This window comes from Bacteroides sp. CAG:189 (assembly GCF_000432295.1).
In the GTDB taxonomy this organism is placed as follows: domain Bacteria; phylum Bacteroidota; class Bacteroidia; order Bacteroidales; family Bacteroidaceae; genus Bacteroides; species Bacteroides salyersiae.
The window spans coordinates 17333-44080 of record NZ_HF991106.1 but is presented as its reverse complement, the minus strand read 5'-3'; the positions used below and the strand labels follow the sequence as shown (position 1 = coordinate 44080).

Annotated in this window: 16 protein-coding genes; 4 read left to right on the top strand and 12 right to left on the bottom strand. The window is 43.4% G+C overall.

Annotated features, from left to right (window positions below; all coding sequences use genetic code 11):
- The first annotated feature begins 1056 nt into the window (after window positions 1–1056).
- From metF to QVP90_RS14625, 4 genes are all read left to right on the top strand, one after another.
- Window positions 1057–2010 (top strand): methylenetetrahydrofolate reductase [NAD(P)H], encoded by a 954-nt coding sequence (gene metF, locus QVP90_RS14640; protein WP_021936843.1) that lies wholly within the window; start codon window positions 1057–1059, stop codon window positions 2008–2010.
- 97 nt (window positions 2011–2107) lie between these two features.
- The gene (locus QVP90_RS14635; protein ID WP_005934551.1) at window positions 2108–3217 is read left to right on the top strand and encodes a DNA polymerase III subunit; all 1110 of its coding nucleotides are present in this window, start codon (window positions 2108–2110) and stop codon (window positions 3215–3217) included.
- A 114-nt stretch (window positions 3218–3331) separates the two neighbouring features.
- On the top strand, window positions 3332–4831 hold the full coding sequence (gene ricT / locus QVP90_RS14630; protein WP_005934554.1) for a PSP1 domain-containing protein: 1500 nt from the start codon (window positions 3332–3334) through the stop codon (window positions 4829–4831).
- Window positions 4809–5294 carry a gliding motility lipoprotein GldH gene (locus QVP90_RS14625; RefSeq protein WP_264381127.1) on the top strand — a complete coding sequence of 162 codons (486 nt, stop codon included), beginning with the start codon at window positions 4809–4811 and terminating at the stop codon, window positions 5292–5294. Before ricT ends, QVP90_RS14625 begins: the two co-directional genes overlap by 23 nt.
- A 67-nt stretch (window positions 5295–5361) precedes the next feature.
- Here QVP90_RS14625 and rodA read toward each other — a convergent pair whose 3' ends face one another.
- The 12 genes from rodA to QVP90_RS14565 all read right to left on the bottom strand — a co-directional run bounded on the left by rodA (window position 5362) and on the right by QVP90_RS14565 (window position 26695).
- Entirely contained in the window at window positions 5362–6819 is a 1458-nt protein-coding gene (gene rodA / locus QVP90_RS14620; protein ID WP_021936841.1) for a rod shape-determining protein RodA, read from the bottom strand.
- Window positions 6800–8656 (bottom strand): penicillin-binding transpeptidase domain-containing protein, encoded by a 1857-nt coding sequence (locus QVP90_RS14615; RefSeq protein ID WP_005934563.1) that lies wholly within the window; start codon window positions 8654–8656, stop codon window positions 6800–6802. The genes rodA and QVP90_RS14615 overlap by 20 nt, the downstream gene beginning before the upstream one ends.
- Before the next feature lie 2 nt (window positions 8657–8658).
- Window positions 8659–9156 (bottom strand): rod shape-determining protein MreD, encoded by a 498-nt coding sequence (mreD, locus tag QVP90_RS14610; RefSeq protein ID WP_021936840.1) that lies wholly within the window; start codon window positions 9154–9156, stop codon window positions 8659–8661.
- Window positions 9156–9998 carry a rod shape-determining protein MreC gene (gene mreC / locus QVP90_RS14605; protein ID WP_007480168.1) on the bottom strand — a complete coding sequence of 281 codons (843 nt, stop codon included), beginning with the start codon at window positions 9996–9998 and terminating at the stop codon, window positions 9156–9158. Before mreC ends, mreD begins: the two co-directional genes overlap by 1 nt.
- A 142-nt stretch (window positions 9999–10140) precedes the next feature.
- On the bottom strand, window positions 10141–11163 hold the full coding sequence (locus tag QVP90_RS14600; RefSeq protein WP_002562696.1) for a rod shape-determining protein: 1023 nt from the start codon (window positions 11161–11163) through the stop codon (window positions 10141–10143).
- A gap of 128 nt (window positions 11164–11291) precedes the next feature.
- On the bottom strand, window positions 11292–12815 hold the full coding sequence (purH, locus tag QVP90_RS14595; protein ID WP_005934570.1) for a bifunctional phosphoribosylaminoimidazolecarboxamide formyltransferase/IMP cyclohydrolase: 1524 nt from the start codon (window positions 12813–12815) through the stop codon (window positions 11292–11294).
- Window positions 12816–12966: 151 nt separating this feature from the next.
- Entirely contained in the window at window positions 12967–15000 is a 2034-nt protein-coding gene (locus QVP90_RS14590) for a M13 family metallopeptidase (protein WP_005934596.1), read from the bottom strand.
- Window positions 15001–15024: 24 nt separating this feature from the next.
- Window positions 15025–16983, bottom strand: coding sequence for an ABC-F family ATP-binding cassette domain-containing protein (locus QVP90_RS14585; RefSeq protein WP_021936839.1), 1959 nt, complete (start codon window positions 16981–16983; stop codon window positions 15025–15027).
- Between the two features lie 328 nt (window positions 16984–17311).
- Window positions 17312–18697, bottom strand: a complete 1386-nt coding sequence (locus QVP90_RS14580; protein ID WP_005934601.1) for a S41 family peptidase — start codon at window positions 18695–18697, stop codon at window positions 17312–17314.
- 96 nt (window positions 18698–18793) lie between these two features.
- Window positions 18794–19696, bottom strand: a complete 903-nt coding sequence (locus QVP90_RS14575; protein ID WP_005934604.1) for a nucleotidyltransferase — start codon at window positions 19694–19696, stop codon at window positions 18794–18796.
- A 124-nt stretch (window positions 19697–19820) separates the two neighbouring features.
- Window positions 19821–22187, bottom strand: a complete 2367-nt coding sequence (tamL, locus tag QVP90_RS14570) for a translocation and assembly module lipoprotein TamL (protein WP_044093724.1) — start codon at window positions 22185–22187, stop codon at window positions 19821–19823.
- 2 nt (window positions 22188–22189) lie between these two features.
- Window positions 22190–26695, bottom strand: a complete 4506-nt coding sequence (locus QVP90_RS14565; protein WP_021936838.1) for a translocation/assembly module TamB domain-containing protein — start codon at window positions 26693–26695, stop codon at window positions 22190–22192.
- Between the last annotated feature and the right edge of the window lie 53 nt (window positions 26696–26748).

Genomic DNA, 26748 nt, shown 5'->3' with positions numbered 1-26748 from the left:
GGATAAAAGAGTACACTATTAAAATCAAGGGGAAGGACAGGTAAAAGGGAAGGTTAAAAAAACAAAGACGCTAAGAAGGAAAGAAAGAAAACTGAAAATTAGGTATGGGAAAAAGAGGGAGCTAAAGAGAAAAACATATCAGAAGGAAAGAAAGACAGGAAGATACTTAGACTATGTTTAAGTTTGCCTCTTAAAAGTTTTATCAGCTTCTTTTGGACAATATTTAAACTGGCTCTTAATATATAAGAGAAAGAAATTTGATGGAAAGGAAACAATAGGGATACAAAGCCGAAAGGCTTGATGCTAAAACATTTATTATTACATAAAATAAAGAGAGAAAGGAATATCAAAAAAAGAAGATGTCACACATTAGAAACACAAGAAGAAAGACTCTACGAAAAAGCATCAGAACCTCGTAGAGAAATCTATAGAATCTCGTAGAGAAACGAATCGATTCTCTACGAGGAAAAAGGGCAAAATACAGCATGTTGATATTCAGCAAATTAAGAAAGGAAACAAATGTATTCATTTTTCAGTATAAAAATGACAATTTTCTCTGAAAAAAGCGGCAGATACAACAATCAATAATAGAAAAAAAGCAAACATCTTCTTAAACATGGATGAACAATAGATAATGAGAAATACACTTTTACCAGAAACATAGACAAAAGAACAAGCATAATAAATATCAAATTATTGAATTAACAAGTAAAGATCAAAAAACTTAAAAAAGAAAAGGAGACCGAAGAATTTTACAAAGAACAAAGAGTAGGGAATAAGTATTATATATCAAACACATATTTCACCCCAAAGGGTGGCAAGCAAAAGAGTACTTTGCTTCATAAAAGCACCGATTACCAAAAACAATCAAAACAAATTTCATACAATACTTTGTCCTCATCATAGCAACGATAACGACTTCATCTTACTTAATTCAAAAAAGCATCAATAAATGCAGGCAATATTCCCCCCAAGATGTAATATCTCTCCATTTTTTTCGTATTTTTGTCCCAATATGCACGTTTTCGAACGGAAATAAAAAATTGCAAGAAATAAATGAGAGTTATAGACCTGATACATAGCAACGAGAAAACAGCTTTCTCTTTCGAAATTCTTCCCCCACTAAAGGGTACAGGAATTGAAAAACTATGCCGAGACATCGATACCCTGCGCGAGTTCGATCCCAAATATATCAACATTACCACGCATCGAAGCGAATACGTATACAAAGATTTGGGCAACGGACTGTTTCAACGCAACAGGTTAAGAAGACGACCGGGAACCGTAGCCGTAGCGGCCGCCCTTCAGAATAAATACAATATCACGGTTGTGCCGCATATCTTATGCAGCGGCTTCACCCGGGAAGAGACAGAGTATGTATTGCTCGACTTGCAGTTTCTGGGAATCACCGATTTACTGGTTCTTCGTGGAGACAAAGCTAAGCATGAGTCGATATTTACTCCCGAAGGAGACGGATATCACCACGCCATCGAGTTGCAAGAACAGATTAATAACTTCAACAAAGGAATATTCGTGGACGGCTCGGAAATGAAGGTTACCAATACCCCGTTTTCTTACGGTGTGGCCTGCTACCCCGAAAAACATGAGGAAGCCCCCAACATAGACTCGGACATCTATTGGCTAAAGAAGAAAGTAGAAGCCGGAGCGGAATATGCAGTAACCCAACTCTTTTATGACAATCAGAGATATTTCGAATTTGTGGAAAGAGTCAGAAAAGAAGGCATCGATATCCCCATCATCCCGGGCATCAAGCCTTTCAAAAAAGCTTCTCAGCTAAGCATGATACCGAAAACATTCAAAGTAGACCTACCGGATGATCTGGTGAAAGAAACACTGAAGTGCAAAAATGATGCCGAAGTACAGCAAGTAGGTGTAGAATGGTGTATCAAACAGTGCCGTGAACTGATGGCACACGGCGTACCGAGCATCCATTTCTACTCTATTGGTGCCGTAGACAGTATTAAAGAAGTGGCAAAAGAGATTTATTGATTTATAAATGATGATTTATGAGTTATAATCTATGGATGATGGTTAATGAATAATGATTGATAATTAATGGAAACCAATAAAATTAGAATATAGAATCGTGTTTTTTAAAGATGTAATCGGACAAGAAGAGACTAAGCAGCGACTTATTCAAGAAGTGAATGAAGGACGTATTCCGCATGCGCAGCTTATCTGTGGCCCTGAGGGAGTAGGAAAATTTCCTTTGGCCTTGGCCTATGCACGTTACATCAGTTGCACCAATCGCGGCACAACCGATGCTTGCGGTGTTTGTCCATCATGCGTAAAATTTAATAAGTTAGTACACCCGGATGTACATTTCGTATTTCCTGTTATAAAAACGGCACGAAGTGACGATTATATAGCCGAATGGCGCCGATTGGTACTGAATAACCCATATTTCAATCTCAATCATTGGCTGAACGAGATTCATGCAGAAAATTCACAAGCAGTAATCTACACCAAAGAAAGTGATGAAATCATGAAGAAGCTCAGCTTAAAATCAAGTGAGGGCGGATTCAAAATCACCATCATCTGGCTGCCTGAAAAAATGCAATTGCCCTGTGCCAATAAACTACTGAAGCTTCTGGAAGAACCACCCGAGAAAACTATTTTTCTACTGGTTTCCGAAGCTCCCGACATGATTCTTCCTACCATACTGAGTCGTACACAGCGTTTTAACATCCGCAAAATAGATGAAACGAGCATAGCAAACGCTCTTCAGGAAAAATATGGAGTACAACAAAGCAGTAGCATGACTATCGCCCATCTGGCCAACGGAAACTTTATCAAAGCACTTGAAACCATTCATCTCAATGAAGAGAATCAACTGTTTTTTGAGCTCTTTGTCAGTTTGATGCGGCTTTCTTATCAACGGAAAATCCGTGAAATGAAGCAGTGGAGCGAGCAAGTGGCAGGCATGGGGCGCGAACGCCAGAAAAACCTGCTCTCCTACTGTCAACGGATGATAAGGGAAAACTTTATCTACAACTTGCATCAGAAAGACCTGATTTATATGACACCGGATGAACAGAACTTTGCAACCCGATTTGCCCCGTTTGTCAATGAACGAAATGTAATGGGAATCATGGATGAACTAAGTGAAGCGCAACAGCATATCGAACAAAACGTAAATGCGAAAATGGTATTTTTCGATTTCTCATTGAAAATGATAGTGCTGCTGAAAAGCTAAAAGAAAAGGAAGAATGGAGATGGGAGAAGGAAAAGAAAAGAAAAAGAGAAATAAAGGCGGGGGAGAGGAAATTTTAATCGTTAAATTGTAAATCGTTAAATCGTAAATATATAGATGGACTTTAAATTACATAATGGGAGCGGCGGCCTTTGCTGCAAAAGTTGTTCCCGACAAGATAACAAATTAAATACTTACGATTGGCTGGCAGATATACCAGGCAATGCGGAAGAGAGTGATATGGTGGAGGTTCAATTCAAGAACACCCGCAAAGGATACTATCGTAACAGTAACAAAATAAAATTGGAAAAAGGAGATGTTGTGGCAGTTGAAGCGACACCGGGACACGATATCGGTGTGGTAACACTGACCGGACGCCTTGTTCCGCTGCAAATGCGGAAAGCGAACATCAAACCGGATGTGGAAATAAAACGTATCTACCGTAAAGCCAAACCCGTAGATATGGAGAAGTTCGACGAGGCGAAGGCCAAAGAACACGCCACAATGATACGTTCACGCCAGATTGCCGCCAATCTAAACTTGAACATGAAAATCGGAGATGTGGAATACCAGGGAGACGGTAACAAAGCTATTTTCTATTATATCGCAGACGAACGGGTGGATTTTCGCCAATTAATCAAAGTTCTGGCGGAGGCATTTCGGGTACGTATCGAGATGAAACAGATCGGTGCACGTCAGGAAGCCGGACGTATTGGCGGTATAGGCCCTTGTGGGCGGGAACTTTGTTGTGCCACTTGGATGACAAGTTTCGTATCTGTATCTACAAGTGCTGCCCGTTATCAGGATATATCGTTAAATCCTCAAAAGCTCGCCGGACAATGTGCAAAACTGAAATGTTGCTTAAACTACGAAGTAGACTGCTATGTAGAAGCACAGAAACGTCTGCCATCAAAAGAAATCGAACTGGAGACGAAGGACGGAACATTCTACTTCTTTAAAGCAGACATCCTAAGTAATCAAGTTTCCTACTCCACAGATAAAACATTTGCAGCCAATCTGGTTACCATCAGTGGCAAAAGGGCCTTTGAAGTAATCGGCTTAAACAAAAGAGGAATCAAACCGGATAGTTTATTGGAAGAAGAACATAAACAAGAACCCAAGAAACCGGTTGACCTTGTAGAGCAGGAAAGTCTGACCCGTTTTGACCGTGACCGCCGCCGAAAAGAGGGCAAAGAAGGAGGTGAAGGTGGAAACCGTAACAAGAAAAAGAAGAAAAACAACCGACCACAACAGGAAGGAGAAGGAAGAGTAAACCGACCGCAACAGGAGAATGGCAATCGCTCGCAACAAGAGAATGGAAACCGTCCACAACGGGAAGGTGGAAACCGTCCCGAACGTCCGCAACGAGAAAACGGCAATCGTCCGAATCGTCCGCAGCCCAATTCAGAAGGACAGCAATCTTCACAACCCGGTAACGGCAACGAACAACAACGTCCACGTAACGACCGTCCGAGAAACAATAACCGGCCGCCGCGGAACAACAATGACCGTCGCGGAGACAGGCCAAAAAATGAAGAAAGGTCTCAAAACAGCGAGAGACCACAAAACAATGAAAAGCCGGCTAAAGAAAGAAATGAAACCCCTGCACAGGAATAACATATGGCTTTTGTTTTTAACAGTAGTTTTTCTAACAACAGCCTGCGATAAGAAAACCGTGTATCACTCTTACCATGCCATCCCCACCGAAGGATGGAAAAAGAGTGATACACTCTTTTTCGATATCCCGATTAAAGATTCACTCACTCAGTTCAATCTCGCCGCAGAAATACGTAATAAGAGCAACTATGCTTATCGTAATCTGTATCTTGTAATCAGTCACAATTTAGAAGATAGCACAGTCTGGAAAACAGACACACTATTACTGATTCTGGCAGATAAAGAAGGGAAATGGAACGGTACAGGTTGGGGTAGTTTATTCCAATCCGAACTTCCCATCGGTACCATAGCCATACAGCATCCGGGAAACTATACCCTTAAAATTATCCATGGAATGCAGGACGAAATACTGAAAGGTATCAATGACATAGGGGTAAAAATAGATGGAAGAAGGGAGAATTGAAATGGGAGAGGTAGCTGCGCTATTATGCTGTATAGCACCTCTCCCTTCTCCATTCTCCCATTTTCCATTAAAGCCTTCTTCCGCGTCCCGCGTCAATTCTCAAGAAGATAAACAGTAGAATCGTAAAGCCCCATAAAGAAGATCCCCCATAACTAAAAAACGGTAGGGGGATACCAATGACAGGCGTCAATCCGAGCACCATACCGATATTAATAAAGACGTGGAACAGAAAGATACTAAGCACGGAATATCCATATACCCGCCCAAATGCCGACGGTTGACGTTCGGATACTACGATAAGCCGGAGAATCAATGCCAAAAACAACAACAAGACAATAGAAGAACCGACAAAGCCTTGCTCCTCACCTACCGTACAAAAAATGAAATCCGTATCCTGTTCCGGTACATATTTCAGTTTCGTCTGAGTACCATTCAAAAAGCCCTTCCCTGTAAGGCCACCAGAACCTACGGCTATTTTAGACTGATTTACATTATATCCGGCACCCGTCAAATCTTCTTCCAACCCCAATACCACTTTGATACGAATCTGTTGGTGTGGCTCGAGAATATTATCGAATACATAATCACTGGAATAAAGAAAACCGACAGAACCTATTAAAAAAAGTCCGATCAGCATATAAGACTTTTGACGCTCACTCAAAGAGAGAAATAACAAATAACCTACCACAACAACACATATCCCCCACTGTACCCACACCAAATTGAACGGGACAATAAATTCCGAGACAAGGAAAGCAATCAACATAATCAATAAGCTTCCGCCAAGAATATTCCGAACGGGTTCCCACTTTTTCCGGTATACCCATACCATTCCCCCGGCAAACAGCAGTATCATGGACAGAACCGAGAACTCTCCAATGGGAGTAGGTGTGTCGGCTATAAACACCTGATCGAAACGAATGCCGACAACAAAATAGACAACCGCACAAACACCGGAAAAAAGCACTACTCCCGGCATCCCTTCACGATAAAGCACCAGGAAGAAAGCCAGATACACCAATGCCGATCCTGTTTCTCTCTGCAAAATGATAAGCCCCATAGGGAGCAGGATAAAAGCAAGCAGAGCCAGAAAACATTTGCCTTTCTTTATATTAAAAGAATAAGAATTTATATATTTAGCCAAGACTAATGCCGTAGCAAATTTGGCGAATTCTGCCGGTTGTAAATTGACAGGCCCTAACTTTATCCACGAATTAGACCCCTTGATATCACTTCCTATAAATATAGTAGCAATCAGCAACAACATCATTCCTATATATATAATATAAGAAAACATATCGTACATCCTGTCCTCGAGCATCAACAGGATAAAACCCAGCCCAAACGAGCAGATAATCCACATAAATTGCTTACCGGCACGGGTAGAGAAATCCAGAAAATCCCGTTCCCCATAATCATAGCTGGCTCCGCAAACACTAAACCATCCGGCTATGATAAGGAGCAGGTAAATGGCAATTGTTACCCAATCCAGTGTCTTCCACAAACTATCGCTCCTCGTTACCATACATTATTATTCTATCACTAAACTCGGCTGCCTTTACTTCACTGGCAGGAGAAAGTTTCCCATTTAAATACTGTTCCATCATCAAAGCACCGATCGGTACTCCGTAAGTCGCACCGAATCCTCCATTTTCCACATAGACGGCAATCGCTATTTTGGGATTGTTCATCGGAGCAAAGCCCATAAAAACAGAGTGGTCGTGCCCACGATTTTGAGCTGTTCCGGTTTTACCACAGATTTCACCGTCCGGGAAAATATAGCCGGCCGTTCTACAAGTCCCTCCTGTCACAGCAGCACGCATTCCTTTCACAACCTCTTCATAATGAATCCGGTCGATAGTCGGTACACGTGGAGTACGATAAAGGCTGTCGATTTCATTATCCTGAATTTCTTTCACAATATGCGGAGTGATGAAATGTCCCCGATTGGCAATCGTTGCGCTCAGATTGGCAATCTGCAAAGGAGTAGCCAGAATTTCTCCTTGTCCGATAGCAATACTGATAACCGTCAATCCGTTCCATCGCCCTTTATAGGGTTTATCGTAGAAAGCAGCATTAGGGATAAGTCCCCGGCCCTCACCAGGCAGATCCACTCCCAACCTGTAACCGAAACCTTGGGAAACCATGTGGTCTTTCCACACCGTTATTGCATTCTGCGGAGAACCGTATTTACGATCACCAAACATCCGGTACAAGCCCCAACAGAAATAAGAGTTACATGAAGTAGCCAATGCCGGAACCAATGGCAATGGAGAAGCATGACCATGACATCCCACTTTTAAACTTCCATGTATAAAGCCGTGATAGCACGGAAACATCGGAGTATTTTCCTGAATAATTCCTTCTTGCAGAAAAGTCAGTGCCTGGGCAGCCTTAAAAGTAGATCCCGGAGGATAAGCACCCATCAATGCCCGATTCAGCAAAGGTTTTTGCTTATCACGTTGAAGCATCAGATGATTCTTACCGCGTTGGCGGCCAATCATCAGATGAGGATCAAAATCCGGAGAAGAGACCAGACACAATATCTCTCCTGTCGCCGGTTCAATAGCAACAATGCTACCGATTTTATTCTTTAGCAGTCGCTCCCCTAACATTTGTAAGTCGATATCCAATCCCAAAGTCAGATTTTTGCCGGGAACGGAAGGACGATCGAATTGCCCATCCATATAATGCCCCTGAATACGTCCATGCGCATCCCGAAGCAATATCTCAACACCTTTCTCACCACGGAGATACTTCTCGTAGGATTTCTCAACCCCCTGCTTTCCTATATAGTCGCCACGGATATAATAGTCATCATTTTCAATATCCCGCATCGAAACTTCTCCAATATCCCCCAAAGCATGAGCAGCCGAGTTATAAGTATACTGCCGGATCGTGCGTCTCTGAATATAAAAACCGGGGAACTTAAACAACTTTTCCTGAAATACGCCACACTCTTCTGCCGACAGTTGCGACATAAACAACTGATTGGTATATCTCGAGTATCCCGGATTCCTCCGACGGTCTTTCATATCAGCCATGATTTTCAAAAACTGCTCCCGAGTGATATTCAATGCCTGGCATAAATCGAGTGTATCCAACTCCTCCACTTCTTTAGGTACAACCGTTATGTCGTATGCCGGCTGATTAAACACAAGCAGTTTCCCATTACGGTCGTACATTGCACCACGTGAAGGGTATTGTATCTTATTCAAAAAAGCGTTACTATCGGCATTTTTTTTATAATCATCCGTAGATATCTGCAAAAAGAAAAGCCGCATCATGTAGATAAGAACAATGCAGACAGCTACTCCTCCAATGACAAATTTTCGTTTCTCTAATACATAATCTTTTGCCATGTCTATCTCCTTATTCCTTCAATAGCCATAATACAGGTTACGGTCAGCAGAGTACATGCAACTACTCTTAACAACAACAACGGTATGTTGGAAAATGAAAAGAACTCGATACCGAGCAAAACCAAATGATGCACAAAAACGCTTGTCACCGCAAATTTCAGAAAAGAGGAAATCCCCATCGTCCGGATAGAAGGGATGATACTATCCAATGTGTCACGAGGTGTAAACAAACGCAGAAAAGTGGGACGCACAAAAGCTAAAAACACAGTCGCCGCCGCATTCATCCCCGGAGTATCAGAAAATATATCGACCGTAAGTCCCAGAAAGAAAGCCCAAAGCATCAATTCGTTACGAGAAGTGCCGGAAGCGAATTTTAAGATGAAATAGACATATAGAAAGGGAGTAGCATATCCTGCTATATGAACATTATTCAGGATCAGCACTTGCAAAAGAACCAATCCCACAAACCATCCCATTCTATGTATATAGCTTGTCATCATTATTTTGTACTCATATTTTCAAGTTCCCTCTGTTCTCCCTGTCCACTTCGGGAAATCACTCTGACATTACCTAATTTACCAAAATCAGTAGCTAATTTTATTTTCAGCAAATAGGAAAGTCCATCATTAGAATCGGACATATCGTCTACCGTGCCTACCATCACCCCTGCCGGAAAAACAGTAGAATAACCGCTTGTTACCACCGTATCCCCAAGATTGAACTCCGCATGGCGGGGCAGATCCTTTAAATAAGCATACCGAGAATCACCATATTCCCACTTCAAATAACCAAAATATTCACTGCCGATAATTTTACAACTGATACTCGACTTACTGTTTAAAACCGAGATAACCAGTGAATAAGAAGGGGATGTCTTATAAACAATACCAACCACACCGTTGCCATCTACCACTCCCATTTCGGGACGGATACCGGACGAAGAGCCCTTATCCAATGTGATATAATTATCGGCTTGATTCAAACTATTCCGAATGACATGCGCCTTGAATATCTTATAATCGGCCTGTTCCAGATATCGAATACTATTCATGGTTATAGAATCTATCCGATAATCTTTCAATCTGTTTTCCAAATTAGTTATTTGCTGTTCGAGAGCCATATTACGATCCAGCAAATCCTCATTTACCGATTTTAGATGGAAATAAGAAGAAATACCGCCTGAAACCTCATAAACCTTTCCGGCAACGACATTAGCGGATGTAAAAAAAACACTCTGCTGATAATTATTAAAACGGAATAACAGCACAAAACAGATCACCTCCAATAATATGAAGAGAAGCCAGTAATTGTACTTAAGAAGAAAATTCAGTAAATTCCGCATGATTAATAATTATTCAATGTGCCAATATGCCAATGTGCCAATTATAAGCACCCATATACTAATTACTCTTCAGCATAACAGCGCAGCCAATTGGCACATTGGCACATTGACATATTGGCACATTATTTAATTGGCACATTATTTATCTCATCAAGAATGAGAAGCGATCTATGTTCTTTAATGCCACACCTGTTCCCTTTGCTACAGCGTGAAGCGGATCTTCCGCAATGTGGAAAGGTATATTAATCTTATCCGTCAGACGTTTATCGAGTCCACGAAGCAAGGCACCACCGCCCGCCAGATAAATGCCATTATGAACTATATCGGCATACAACTCAGGAGGTGTATTTTCCAATGCACTCAATACGGCCGTTTCAATCTTGGAAATTGACTTTTCCAGACAATGAGCCACTTCCTGATAACATACGGGAACTTCCATCGGAAGCGCAGTGATACGATTCGGACCGTGAACAATATAATCTTCAGGGGCATCATCGCCCAACTCGGTAAGCGCAGCACCTACATTGATCTTAATACGCTCCGCCATACGCTCGCTGACTTTCACATTGTGCTGACGACTCATATACTCCTGAATATCGGCAGTAAGATCGTCACCAGCAATACGGATAGAATTATTGGAAACAATACCACCCAATGAAATAACAGCAATTTCGGTAGAACCACCACCTATATCGACAATCATATTGCCTTCCGGCGCCTCTACATCGATACCGATGCCGATAGCAGCAGCCATAGGTTCAAATACCAAATATACATCACGACCACCGGCATGCTCGGCAGAGTCACGAACTGCACGAAGTTCAACTTCCGTACTACCCGAAGGCACTCCGATCACCATGCGAAGTGAAGGAGAGAATAAATGGCTACGGGTATTCACCTGTTTGATGAGTCCGCGCATCATCTGTTCACAAGCATAGAAATCGGCTATTACACCGTCGCGAAGCGGGCGGATGGTACGTATATTTTCGTGGGTCTTTTCGTGCATCATCTTTGCCTTCTCACCCACGGCGATCATCTTATCAGTACGACGGTCCAAAGCCACCACCGACGGTTCGTCTACCACAATCTTACCATTGGTAATGATGATGGTATTGGCGGTTCCCAAGTCCATCGCTATTTCTTGTGTAAAAGAGAATAATCCCATGTATATTTACGATTTAACTATTTACGATTTACGATTCAAATATCTTTCTCTCACGATTCAACCATTTACGATTTACAAAGAAACGAACTTTCATCATAAATCGTAAATTGTCAAATCGTAAATCTGTTTTAGTGTTTAAAATGGCGAATACCCGTCGTCACCATTGCAATGCCATGTTCATTACAATATTCGAATGTCAATTCATCCTTTACAGATCCACCCGGCTGAATAACGGCTGTTACTCCCTCGTTACCTGCAATTTCCACACAGTCGGGGAAAGGGAAGAAAGCATCCGAAGCCATCACAGCCCCATTCAAATCGAATCCGAATGTTTTCGCTTTCTCTATTGCCTGTTTCAAGGCATCTACGCGGGAGGTTTGCCCTACACCACTTGCCAGCAATTGTTTATTTTTAGCAAGTACGATTGCGTTCGATTTACTGTTCTTCACAATTTTGTTGGCGAACAACATATCCTCTACCTCTTCGGGTGTAGGAGCTTTATCGGTCACGGCCTTTAAATCAGCCACAGTTTCGATATTCAAGTCTCTTTCCTGTACCAACACACCGTTCAATAATGAACGGAATTGCTTTTTCGGCAACTTAACTTCTTTGCGGACAAGTATGATACGGTTTTTCTTTTGTCCCAGAATTTCCAATGCATCTACATCATAGTCGGGAGCAATCACCACTTCAAAGAATATCTTATTGATCTCTTCTGCTGTTTCCTTGTCAATGACAGCATTGGTTATCAACACACCACCGAATGCAGAAACCGGATCACCGGCCAACGCGTCTTTCCATGCTTCAAGTACCGTAGAACGGGAAGCCAAGCCGCAAGCATTGTTGTGTTTCAGAATAGCAAAAGTAACATCCTCGAATTCATCAATCAGTTCAACTGCCGCATTGATATCCAATAAGTTGTTATATGAAATTTCTTTTCCATGAATTTGATCGAACATTGCTTCCAAATTTCCATAGAAAAATCCTTTTTGATGGGGATTCTCACCATAGCGAAGCATTTTCTGATCATTGGCAGATTGACGGAAAGCCGAACCTTCTTCGGCATCAAAGTAGTTGAAAATAGCCGAATCATAATGTGAAGATACGGCAAAAGCTTCTTTAGCCATCCAACGGCGTTCTTCCAATGAAGAGTTGGCACCATGCTCCATCAACATATCGAGCAATGGTTTATATTGAGCCTGAGAAGCGACAATCACCACATCATTGTAATTTTTTGCAGCAGCACGAATCAACGAGATTCCACCTATATCGATTTTCTCAATGATAGCCGCCTCATCAGCACCTGATGCCACGGTTGCTTCAAATGGATAAAGATCTACAATCACGAGATCTATTTCCGGGATTTCATACTTCTCAATCTGCTGAATATCCTGTTCCAGTCCACGACGACAAAGGATACCTCCGAAGATTTTCGGATGCAATGTCTTCACACGGCCACCTAAAATAGAAGGATATGACGTCAAGTCTTCTACAGCCTTACAGGGATATCCCAATGATTCTATAAACTGACGAGTTCCACCCGTTGACAAAAACTCAACTCCTTCTTCATGCAATTTGGTGATAATTTCATCCAAACCTTCCTTATGATAAACCGACACTAAAGCGGTTTTTATTCTTTTTGACTCAGACATGGGTTTGCTTATTAAGTATTTGATGTGCAAAGTTACGAAATATTGTTTATCGCACGTAATAAATAAGGTGTGAATTAATAATAAAAAAGCGTCGACTCAAAATATTATGAGTCAACGCTTTGATATATGTACAATTGTTTATACAAAACTATTACCAGATAGACACCCGTTTGTCAACCGGCAGGAACATCGGATCGTCCTCTGTTACATCAAAAGCCTCGTACCATGCACCGATTTGCGGTAACGCACCATTGACACGCCATTTTCCCAATGAATGCACATCCAATTTAGTAAGACGAAGGATCTCTTCCGGACGGATATTGCCTGCCCACACATTCGCGTAAGCCAGGAAGAAACGTTGTTCGGGTGTAAAGCCGTTTTCGTCTTTTAGCGGAGCCTGCACCGTTGCATTTTTAAATGCCTGATAGGAAACCTGCAAACCACCGTGATCGGCAATATTCTCACCCAGAGTCAACTGTCCATTAGCATGGACACCCGGTGCCACTTCGATGCTATCGAAGAAATTAACCATCACTTGCGCACGCTCTTCAAAGTTTTTCGCATCTTCTTCCGTCCACCAGTCTTTCAAATTACCGTCTTTATCATATTGACGTCCCTGGTCGTCAAATCCGTGTGTCATTTCATGGCCGATCACCACACCGATAGCACCGTAATTGAAAGCATCGTCAGCATTCATATCGAAAAACGGATACTGAAGAATACCTGCCGGGAAACAGATTTCATTGGTAGTAGGATTGTAATATGCATTTACCGTCTGCGGAGTCATCAACCACTCATCCTTATCTACCGGTTTACCCGCTTTCGCAATCATTTCGGCATGTTCCCATTGATTGGCACGTTCTATATTTGCCCAATAGGAATCGTCCTTGATTTCAAGTGACGAATAATCTTTCCATTTATCGGGATAACCGATTTTCACATGGAAAGTGGCCAGTTTCTCAAGTGCTTTCTCTTTGGTCGCATCACTCATCCAAGCCAAATTCTTAATGCGTTCTCCCAGAGATGTCTGCAAATTCTTCACCAATCCTACCATACGTTCTTTGGCAGCAGCCGGGAAATATTTTTCCACGTACATCTGCCCTACGGCTTCTCCCAAAGAACCGTCAACCGTGCTCACAGCACGTTTCCAACGCGGCTTCATCTCCTGTTTTCCAGACATGACTTTACCATAAAATTCAAAGTCCTGCGCCACAAAATCATCACTCAGGCAACCTGCTGCGTTATTAATAAGATTCCACTGCAAATAAGCTTTCTGATCTTCAAGCGCTACATTATTTACGATATCGTTCACCTCCTTTATGGAATTCGGCTGACCTACATTTACTTCCGCCAAATCATTCAAACCGAGAGTAGAAAAGAACACATCCCATGCAAAAGGAGCATATTCCTTCTTCATCTCTTCCATTGTTTTCTTATTATAGTTGGCATGCGGATCACGCAATTCCACCATAGAACGGGCCGATGTAGCCAGACGGGTTTCAATCTTCATAACAGCCTCCATTGCTTTTCGGGCAACCGCCTCGTCATATCCGGCAAGCCGGAACATCTTCACAATATGGTTTTTATAAGCCTCACGAATTTCTTTTGTCTTATCATCATTTTCTAAATAATAATCGCGCTCACCCATTCCCAAACCGGCTTGATAAGTATGCACCGTGTTCACAGAACTGTTCATATCATCAGCAGCTACATAAACAGCAAAATAAGGATGCATTCCGTTCTTATGCATTTCTGCTATCATGGTATAAATTTCGGACTTATCTTTCAATCCGGCAATCTTCTCTAATTCTGCTTTGATAGGAGTTGCACCGTCTTTATTCAACTTCACACTATCCATCGCCATGTTATAAAGATCGCCTACTTTCTGAGCAACGCTACCGGCTTCGTGGGGAGCGGAAGCTAATTCTTCAATAAGTCCGCGAAGTTGTTCCCGATTGTTTTCGGCCAACATATCGAAAGAACCGAAACGTGAATACTCGTCTGTGAGAGGATGATTCTTCATCCAACCGCCACAGGCATACTGATAAAAATCAGCTCCCGGAAGAGCCAATGTGTCAAGGTTAGCAAGATCAATACCGGAAGTAAGGGTCTGCTGCTTGCTGCTGTTGCATCCTGTTGTCATCATGCAAATTGCAAGAATTGGTAAATACTTGATTACTTTCATATATCTAAAGTTATTAATTACTCATCATTGTTTCAGTTCTTCCAGTTCAATCGAAACCTTCTCCCACTCTTCTACGGTCCGGTCGAGCTGTTGTTTCAGTTTTTGATGCTGTTCGTAAAGCGTCATGTCCGAAGCCCCTTCCGGAGTAGCCATTTTCTCTTCCAGAATAGCAATAGCAGACTCCGTCTGCTCAATCTCCGTTTCACAATCGGCCACCTGACGTTCCAGCTTTTTCAGTTTCTTGTTAAGTTCTTTTTGAGCTTCATAAGAAAGCTTACTTTCCGATTGAGAAATCCCTTCCGTTGCTGTTTCCTTTTTAGTATCGACAGGAGATGCGGAAAGCGCAGGAGCCTTTTGCAGTTCATTCAGGCTTTCGATCTTTTTTTTCTGCAGAAAATCATAAATACCACCGATATGTTCTTTCACCTGCCCGCCACCAAACTCATAGACTTTAGTCGCAAGTCCGTCAAGAAAATCACGATCATGACTAACGATTATCACCGTACCGTCAAACTCGCGTATCGCCTCTTTCAGCACATCTTTCGAACGCATATCCAGATGGTTGGTCGGCTCGTCGAGAATAAGGAAATTCACCGGTTCGAGCAGAAGCTTTATCATTGCCAAGCGAGTACGCTCACCACCGGAAAGAACTTTTACTTTCTTATCCGAAGCCTCCCCGCCAAACATGAAAGCTCCAAGAATGTCACGGATCTTAAGACGGATATCTCCCGCCGCTACCCGATCGATTGTATCAAATACGGTAAGACTTTCGTTCAGCATCTGTGCCTGATTTTGGGCAAAATAACCGATCTGCACATTATGCCCGATTGTCAGTTTGCCTTGATAATCGGTGATTTCTCCCATGATACATTTTACCAATGTAGATTTACCCTCACCGTTTTTTCCGACAAAGGCTACCTTCTCGCCACGATTAATCGTAAGATTTACATTCTGGAAGACAACATGCGAACCGTATGCCTTTCTCACATCTTCGCAAATCACCGGATAATTCCCACTGCGGCTGGAACAGACAAATTTCAAACGCAAGGCCGAATTATCCTCTTCATCCACCTCAATGCGGTCTATCTTTTCCAACTGCTTGATACGACTCTGCACCTGCACCGCCTTTGTTGCCTTGTAACGGAAACGCTCGATGAAATCCTCCGTATCCTGTATCTGTTTCTGTTGATTTTCATAGGCACGAAGCTGCTGTTCGCGGCGCTCTTTACGAAGCACAACGAACTCATCATATTTCACTTTATAATCGTATATCTGCCCGCAAGTAATTTCAATGGTACGCGTCGTTACGTTATTGAGAAAAGCACGGTCGTGACTGACCAACACCACGGCATTGGCACGCGTGGAAAGGAAATTCTCCAACCACTGGATACTCTCGATATCCAAATGGTTCGTAGGCTCATCCAAAAGCAGTACATCGGGACGACGCAACAGCAGTTTCGCCAGTTCGATACGCATACGCCAACCACCGGAGAATTCGGAAGTAGGGCGATCAAAATCTTCCCGTCTGAAACCTAATCCAAGAAGCGTACGTTCTATTTCCGCACGGAAATTAGTCCCGCCCATCATCAAAAAACGGTCGTTCTCATGCGTAAAGCGGTCGATAAGCTTATGGTATTCTTCCGATTCATAATCGGTACGGTCCGCCAACTCCCGGTTCATCCTCTCCAAATCGGCCTGCAACTGAAAGATATGCTCGAAAGCCTGCTCGGCCTCCTCCATCACAGTATGCGCATCAGAGAGTATCATCACCTGCGGCAAATAGCCGATAGTTACCTCTTTGGGAATGGCAATTACACCCGCTGTCGGGCTCTGCAAACCGGCCAGAATTTTAAGCATGGTCGATTTACCGGCTCCGTTCTTACCCACCAGGGCAATACGGTCTTTCTTGTTAATAACGTAAGACACGTCCGAAAATAAGGGCGTGGCATTAAATTCTACGATAAGTCCTTCAACTGATATCACTTTGCTAACGAATAATTGATATTGGGTTGCAAAGATAGCAATTTATCCCTTAACCGATAAAGCTTCAAGTGGTTAATTACTTACATTTGTCAATTTTCGTTCAGTCAATGATCCATTCACCCAAATTCCGCTCTTCGGAATCGAAAGAGATGCCTATTTTAACAAGCTTACGACCGTCTGCCATATAAGGGATAAGAAACTCTGTATCCCTATCGGGAGTTTGCGAAACGGAGCAGTAGAAAGAATATTCATCACAACACGGATTTAGCAATTGATATTTGCAAGGATAACATATTCCCGACAGATAATATGCGCAAGAAGAAAAATATCAGAAAGGCACCTGCACACCGTTCGTCGCTTTCCTGTCCAGAGAGCAATAACCGGGCATTAGCTTCAAACCGGAAGAACGGGTAAACCCGGTAACAGGAGGCTTCACTCCGTTACGTATCCAATATATAGCGGCTTTCAACAGCACATCATTCTCCTTATCCCCCAGTTCCACATGATTCACTATCGGACGATAATCGCTATTCGGCTCATCCGGTTCCCAGTCTGAAGAAAAGCCGTCTTTGTATTCCGATTGATCCTGCACATTGAAAATCCGGCAGACAATGGGATGCAGTTCGTAATCGTATTTGTCATTGGTGAGTGTAATAGAACCTACATTCTTGCCTTCGGTCTGTTCGCCCAGCAAATATACATCGTAGTAGGGGCGCAATCCGTTAATCACCGCTTCCGAAGCCGAAGCCGTGCGGTTGCTGGTCAACACGAACAGACGAGGCAGATTGAGATTCTGTTCCGCCCCCTCTAATTTATAGGTAACCGTTTTAGACTGTATATCATTGTATTGCAAATAACAGAACGTGTTTCCCAAGGCAGATTCCGGCGCCAACAATTCGGCAAGTATCTGCGCAGAGGTCACAAGGCCACCGCCGTTGTAGCGAAGATCCAGCACAAACTCCTCGACCCCCTCTGCCTTAAATGCACCAAACTGTTGGCGAAGCTCGTTATTATACGTCTCATCCTTATCCCCGTCGGGGCCGGAGGTGAAGTGATTATACACCATATAACCCACCTTTTTATGTCCGGTAGACTCGTCTTGAAATGTTTTTGTCAGAAAAATAGGATCATCCTCTACCATGGCCGGAACCAACTCCACCGAATGTGTATCGTAATTGGAATAATGATCCGAAACATCCAACACAACCGTTTTCCCACTCAACAGATCAGACACGTTTCCATCACTTACATTCGCACCATTTATTTTATGAATCCAGTCACCACGCCGCAAACCTTTTTTCTCAGCAGGTGAGCCCGGCAATACATATAGAACACTGACCGCACGATATCCCGCACCGTTTATTATCCAAGTCTGAAACTCAAAACCAAGCGTTGGTTCTTCTCCCATGTTCGACCGTGTGGCTACAGATTTCTTTTTCTTAATTGTAGAATAATAATAACGGGTCTTATTTTTGGTTTTTCCGTCTTCCGACGCTAACAGTGAGTAGAAAAAATCTTCCGGATCAGCATTAAAATTCAGCTCCTTTTTATCAGGAATCTCTTCATACCATAAATAATAACTACGCATCGCACTCTCAATCCATTGGTTCGTAGTTTTATCACTCTTATCATCATCGTCATCCTTACAGGCGGAAAAAGAGAATACAAACCCTAACACAAGACACATACGGCCATATATGGAAAACTTCATCATAACTATCTTTCTTTTAGTTCGATATATGCGGACAAAGATACGAAAAAAGGGAAAGCCGATGCCTTCCCTTTCCCTTTTTATATTGTCCTTTAACGATCAGAACAATTTTGCCGGATACTCACCGGCATCCACCAATGCCTGTATCTTATCCACTACTCCCTGACGGTCGGCAGCGTATGTCACGCCAAACCACTTACTGGTAGTATCAAGCACTTTCACACGGGCAGTTCCGTCATTAATCAGTTTATTTACCATCAACGGAATGAAATATTCGGCTTTCAAGTTGTCCATATTGGCCTTAAGGAATTCTTTGAAGTATTCTTCGGAATATTCAAAATAATCGGGAGTAAAGCCCCACATATTCATTGAAACCGGAGTATTGTCGGCAATACTCTGCATCACACCGTTCTCATCTTTGAAAGATACCTTACCGTCAATACGTTCGATGGCCGTACGTTCAACCACAGTTGTCAAATAACCTTCCGCATTCGTTTCGCATACGCCACGAGCAACCGAACCGCTTTCGCTCAATGTATTACCTACACGATAACCTACCATGCAATAGTCATTCTTTTTCCCGTCCATCTCGCTCAGTGCAGCACCCAACACGGCAAAGCTGTCACGACCGTAGAAGTCGTCTGCATTGATAACGGCAAACGGCTCTTTGATAACGTCTTTACCCATCAATACGGCATGATTCGTTCCCCAAGGTTTTACACGGTCAGCAGGACAAGTAAAGCCTTCGGGCAGGTTATCCAGTGCCTGGAATACCAATTCCACCGGGATATGGTTTTCGTATTTACTCAATATTTTTTCACGGAAGTCTTTCTCGAAGTCCTTGCGGATAACGAAAACAACTTTGCCGAACCCACCGCGAATCGCATCATAGATAGAATAATCCATAATAGTTTCGCCATTCGGACCCAGTCCGTCAAGTTGTTTCAAGCCTCCATAACGGCTGCCCATACCGGCAGCAAGTACAAATAAAGTTGGTTTCATAACTGTGTAATATTAAAAGGTTAGTGATGTCAATGTTCCGACAACGGTGCAAATGTACAAAATTATATGGACGCAGAATGACACATTTCGTTCAAAGTTTACCTTTTTTAATTCAATTGTAAGCTTAGAAGGGATAACCAATGGCAAAGTGTATACCTAATTGTTTCCAAAATGCCCCCCTCACATTATAGTATCCCGACTTCCCCGTTTCATACGGATCATGCAAAGGCACTCCGCAATCGAGCCGGAAGACAAGAAAATCGAGGTCATAACGCAACCCGACACCGGTACCGAGAGCGATTTGTTTGGCAAATGTTTTCAACCGGAGTTGCGCATCAGGGCGGTCGGAGTCATAACGCATCAGCCAGACGTTTCCCGCATCCAAAAAGACCGCTCCATGAAGATCTTTATAAATGCGGAAACGATATTCGATGTTTGCTTCCAAACGAATATCACCAGTCTGATCAAGATAAGAAAATTCACTCTTTTCCGGATGATAGCCACCGGGACCGATACTACGTACCGTAAAGGCGCGGATACTATTGGCACCACCGACATAAAATTGCTCGCTATAAGGAGCAACATGTGAATTACCATAGGTCCATATCACCCCACCGGCTATCCGGGCAGCAACGGAATTATTACGATCTATCTTCCATAAATAACGATAGTCGGTATTCAATTTAAGAAATTGCGCAAACGGTGCCCCCAACAGATTTTTCTCTTTTTCACTGAACGGCTTGCCGAAAATACGGTAAATACAAGAAGTCAAATTACCGGCAGAAGTAAAAGTAGTCTGCCACCAACTGGAGTTACGCACTCCACGGACAGTCGAATTATCATAGGTATAAGTATATTCCATAGCCGGAATAAACTGGTTCTGCAAACTGAGCAACAATGCCCTGTTGTCTTTGGCGATAGAATCGAATGCACTCGTGCGGTGCTGCAACACATTAAAAGTCAAACGAAAAGGCGTCAATGAATGCCTGCTGGTACGTGTCGGTTGAAAATCATACGTCGCATTTCCACCAAAAGAGAGTAATTTATAGTATTTGGCACGATTCATTTGGTCTACATACAAACGAAAAGTGGTAGAAGCAGGAAAATCATATTCACGATCTCCGAACTGAGGAAATACCACCCGTGGAAACATAAGAGAAGTAGAAGCCCCCATCTCCCAACTGTTCAACAAAGAAGAATTCTTACCACCACCGGTCTGCCATTCATAAGAACCTTTCAACTTCACATTCCAGGTTTCGCCACCGCCAAACACGTTATTGCGGGTGACGGAGAAAGAAGCGCCGGGACCGGTCTGGTCATTACTCTTGGTGGTAACATTCAATTCGAGCTCCGCATCGAGCGGCTTGTCAAAAGTAGCCTGCAGGGTGACATCGAGCGTATCGCACGCGGCAGTCGTATCACGCGGTGTATATTGCATATCCATATAACGGAAAATTCCCAATTGAGCCAGTTTTTCCTGAACACGTTGCTGACGATACTGACTGTAAAGACGGCTACGCTGTGAATTGCGTAATGAGTCACTCTTCACATATGCCTGATAGTTTAACCAGCGATAAAGCATATTAGGGCGTACCTGCATCTTATTATAGAAATGTATGTCCATCCCTTTATAGTTCATGCTGTCATTGGGCTGCTCGCCATTCTTGCCGATCAGATAAACAGTCTTGTTCCCTACATAATACCGTCGTTGTGCCGCTGCCGGCAGGCCTGCTACGGGGATAAGCCGTAAACTGACGTGCCCTCCGGGTATAAGAGTCGTATCAGCCTGATAAGTCATATAATCGGGGCGGAAGTAGAAGTACCCCACATTGCGCAGCAAAGTACTGAGACGGTTACGTTCTTCGTCCAGATCACTCACATTAAACTGTTCGCCCGGAGTCAGTAATGACCATCGGCGTCCCCGTTCCATGATACGAAGTGTTTGCGGAGTGAAACGGTCATAATATACCGTATCGATAAAGTAAGGATTACGCATCTCGACTGTATACTCTACCCGTGCTTTCAAGCTGTCTTTCGGATTAACGATTGTCTGCTGACTCACTTTCCCATTAAAATAGCCATAATCATGCAACAGGTTCGTAGCCACTTTTACACGCAATTCCGGATTAACAGTAGAAATAAATACAGGTTTCGCCGCAAAACGATTGAATACCCACTTACCGAATCCTTTCTCATACTTTACAAAATCATTGTACACCCACATCCCAAAAGGGATAGGCAAAACACCAAATAATTTGGTTGACGGGCTTTTATCCAATGCCGCCTTTACCTCGCCGATAGCTGTCTCGCCGACAGAAGTTTTGGACGGGTCTTTGAAAATGTCTTTATTGCCGGTATACAACACTTCACCCTCCGGCAAATGTTTTGTAGTCGAACAACCAAACAATAATATGCCAATAAGAGAATATATCAATATGCCAATGAAAGGTAACCGTATCCTCTGCCCACAGATTGCTTTTACTCTTTTCATCCTCATTTCTTTTTCTTTTTAAATATAAACAATTCACTCAGGCGGTCCATTTTCTTGCGGAGCACCAAACCGACACCGGTCTCAGTAATTTCACCTTCAAAAACACTTTCATAGTTCTTGTTATGGAACAGGCGGATGTAACGTGTACCGGACTGATCCAACCGGTATTCCAACGAAATATTATCGATAAACGATTCTACGTCATTAGTAGCATTGGCACCGGTAGAAACTTTACCTCCCAACACTATCTGAAAACGATCGTTAAAGAAACGCTGGGAATAGCGGAAACTGTAGTCCGTCCGCTTACCACCGGCATCCGAATCATCATGATCTTCTACTCCGAACGAAAGGCTGGCATTCTTCATGTTTCCTGTCAGAGCATTAATCTGGCTGGCAAGCACGGAGTTAAGCGCCGCTCCCATATTCAAATTCATACCGCTTCCCCCTCCCGAATCGGCAAGATATATACCGGTAGCCAGCATAGCCACAGCTTGTTTGCTACGCTCGTCCGGCCCCATACCCGCCAATTGGTTCTGTACGGAAGCATCATCCGGTGCATCGATTTCAAAAGCCAATGAAAGGTTATCGAGACGATTCTTTACCACAATCGAAATATCAAAATTCACCATACGTGATGTACCGTCTTCCTGTGTCACAGAAGCACGCACACGTTCTGTCGCCTTGAAGTTCAGCATCGGATCCATCAGATTACCGGTCCAGTCTACATAACTTCCATTTTGTATCTGGAACTCTTTCAACGGGATCACCGGCAAGGCATATTTCATCATCCCCCCCGACAAAGTATACCGGCCGGTAAGAGTAAGATCACCTTGCGGCGTATACTGTAAAGAGAGATCGCCTCCACCTTCCAATTCCACCCGGCTACTGCGGTCGGCACTCAGATCCGCTTTCAAACGAACGGCAGGATCAATGTGTATTGTCATTATCATGTCCAATCCCCCCAGAGAAAGAGTAGACTCTTCTTCCTTATTCAGAGAAGTGGTATCTGCAAAAGAGGTGAAAGTCACCAGATCACTCAAGCGATCCTGTACCGTAAGCGGTGAATCGGTAAGCACATAAGTAACATCGGTATTACCCAACAGGTTTACATTACCACGCATCATAAGCCCGTCCAACGGTCCGCGCACCGTAGCATCAAGATCGACAAACACCTTACCATAAACCATACTCTCCTTAGTCCGTTTGGCATTAAGCAACGTATAGTTTTCCGCAAACAGTTTAAGATTCGCCATCGGCCGGCCCATATCCCGAAAATCGACATAACCATCGATACTGAACGGGTTCTGACTGGTAGTATAAATCGCAAACTTATCAAATACAATCCGATTGTTCTGTACCTGTATCGGCCGATTGTCAAATATAAACCGGGCATCGGCCTGCCGTGCATAAACGGAAACACTATCCAATGACAATCCGCCATTAATCAACGGACTGTCGGTATATCCCGTAATATGCAAGTCGCCGTCCATATCGCCGGAAAGAGTCACCATCTGATCGGGTACAAAAACATTGGCTATGCTGAGAGGAAAATGTTCGAGTGTAGAGTTCACTACAATGCTGTCCTTGCCCGAAACTGCCGGATACAACGCACCATCAGCAACCATAATTTCAGTACCCTCATGCGTAAGATAAGTATTGACGTACTGCTTACCTTTCTCTCCCGGAAGCCAGGTAGCTCCCAAAGCCACATCACCGATACGCTGCCGTTCATAAGTCAGTTCATCGATACTTGCTTCCGCAGATAATTCCAACGATTTCTCCGTCTGTATATAGTGGGCCTCTGCCGAAAGCAATCCGGTAATCTGCGGCATATAAGGTAGAATGCTGAACACTTCCTCCAACCGGATACGCCGTAATTCGACATCCATATTCTGCAACGAAACGGTATCGCTCGGCAAAGATTGCATACGGATTCCCATACCTTCATTATCCTGCATATCGACATTGGCATAAACGCGCATATTCTTATGAAGATAAATCCAGTTGTGATGTTCCTCAAAACGGAATTTGTGGAAAGCAATGACAGGTTCCTCCGGCACTAATGTCAATGCAAGCCCGTTACCTTTTCCGAGCCCGCCATAGAGCGGTTTGGCATTCACTCCGAAGAGCAGGCCCGTTTTTCCTTTATCATTTATATATTGTGCCACCAGTTCCGCATCTTTATCACGAATCTCTCCGGTCAGTATGGATGTAAAGGATATCTGTGGATTTTTTGGCCCGTTGATTACTCCGCCACGCAGGTTAATACGACTCGTATCCTGCTTCAAAGTAAAGAAAATAGTATCCAGTTGCAACGTATCAATCTTCAAGGTATGGAGAGCGACCTTACCGTTAATTCCCCAATCCGGTGCACACCCCAATTTGGCAGAAGCATCATGATAAGATATATTCTGCGTAGCGAGATACCAGGCCATCGGGTTATCCTGTCCGGCAGAGAAAGAGAAAACTGCTGTCGGCAACGCTTTACGCAATTCTGCGTGGTTTAATTCTTTCGCTTCCAACTGCTTTGTCAAAACATCGGCAAAGTGAGTGGATTGACGAATTAATAATTCCAACCCGGCGCGGGCGCTGAGGTTCAGTTTAAGGTCACCTGCTGTAAGATGAGTAAATACACGTTCTTTACGTACTTCACCGGTAAGTTGCAGATCCAACGGCTTGCCGGAATTCTTACCAAGACTGACACCGAAAAGTTTTTCCGTATCGATGCCAGTTACATTCAGCCCGACTTTTCCATCCGGATAATGATGTGCAAGATGGTACTCCGCATTTGCCGTCATCTTCAACAGAGGATTATCACTGGTCAGTTGTGCATTCGCAACTGCATTCTTGACCGTCCCTGTAAGACCGATGCCCGAAATTTTATAATCCCCGTAATGCAATTTATCAATCGTCGCCTTAAGAGCCGCCGCAGTCTTATAAGAAGTAAAGTCGAACCCGCGCCCGTGTGCCGCAAGAGAAGCACTGAACTCATAAATGGAATCTTTCGGCAAGAAATGATTTATCTGAAGATCCTCTATATGCAAATCGGCAGTATAAGCTTCGGTAGTACTGTTAAGGGCAGCAGTAAGTCCCAATCGGCCTTCTCCTTCTTTCAACAACAGGCGGGCGTCGTATTTCGACCCTTCCATCCCCAAACGAGCGTCAAGAAGCATACTATCCGGGATAACCAACGGTGCTCCCGGCGTCATCCCCCCCAATGCCGTCAGGAAATTAAGATTTCCTGTCTGCATTTTCAAGTCAAGAGCAGCCGAGCGTGTGGTACTATCTGTCAGATTATACAATTCGCCGCCACCCTCCAAAGAGAAAGCACCGGGCAGATTTACTTTAAAACGGGAAATCTGCATCGATTTCAAGTTGCCTTCCGTACCCGCCTGTACTACTAATGGACGGAAAGGATAAGCCCCCTTGAAAGCCTCGGGCAAACCGCCGGCAAACAACATTACATCCTGTTTACCGATAAGCGCGTTGAAACGGGCGGTCAACCGTCCGGTAGTAGGAATATTCACCAATTCCCAATAAGTCTGGGCAGTAAGATTCATTTCCGAATGCGGAGTAAGCAAACGGAAATCCGGTATACGGATAACCGTACTGTCGGCAAAAACACGTCCGGTCAAAGATGTCACGCTTAACCCGGAACGTTCGTTCATTGAAAACTCACGAATAACAGCGTTCATATTGCGCCCCCGGTAAAGTACCGAATCAATTCCGATACGAATATCTCTCAAAGCAATGTGCGAAGGATCAAAACCTTCCACTGGTTGGGTATTACCCGTATCGTAATTAACCGAAGTGCCCGTCAGCAAAAAGGATCTCAATCCGTAGAACTGGTGTTTTAAATCAGCGGATACATCTTTAATGCTTGCCTCGCTCACACGGGCAGCCATACGCATCGTATCCGCAGGAAGTTGCATACTGAAAGAAACGTTTTTCAAACTTAGTGCATGAAGGTCTACTTTCCAATTGATGGGAACCGAAGCCGTATCCGTTTTTTCGGTAGTTGCAGTGTCATTCAATACAAGACCGATGTGTGTGTCGGAGAGTTCGACATGATTAATCACCGCTGTTTCATCCGTAAGATCGACACCGTGACTTTCAAGAAAAAAACGCCCCAATACCCCACGGATTTTCATGCCTTCTATGAGATCGGCCGAATTGACAGTCACCTGCTGGAGAGTAATATCGTCTACTTCTATTTTTCCTTTAAACAAAGGCATAGCTTGTACATGCACATTGAGACTCCCCAGTGTGAGCAATGTATCCGGAACCTGAATCACTTCGACATCCCGAACCAACAGGTTCAACGGAAAGCGAAGATCGATACGTCCGACATTAATTTGCATACCGGTAGCTTCAGATGCATATGAAGTGGCCCGCTTCCGTAAAAAATTCTGTACGGGGGGTACATAAAGCAATACCATCAGTACCACAAAGAGCAATATAGGAGTAAGTAATATCCAACTCACCCATTTTATCCATTTTCGTTTCATCAAGCGTGTTTCAATACATTAACGGAAATACAAAGTAAACAAATAATTCTATA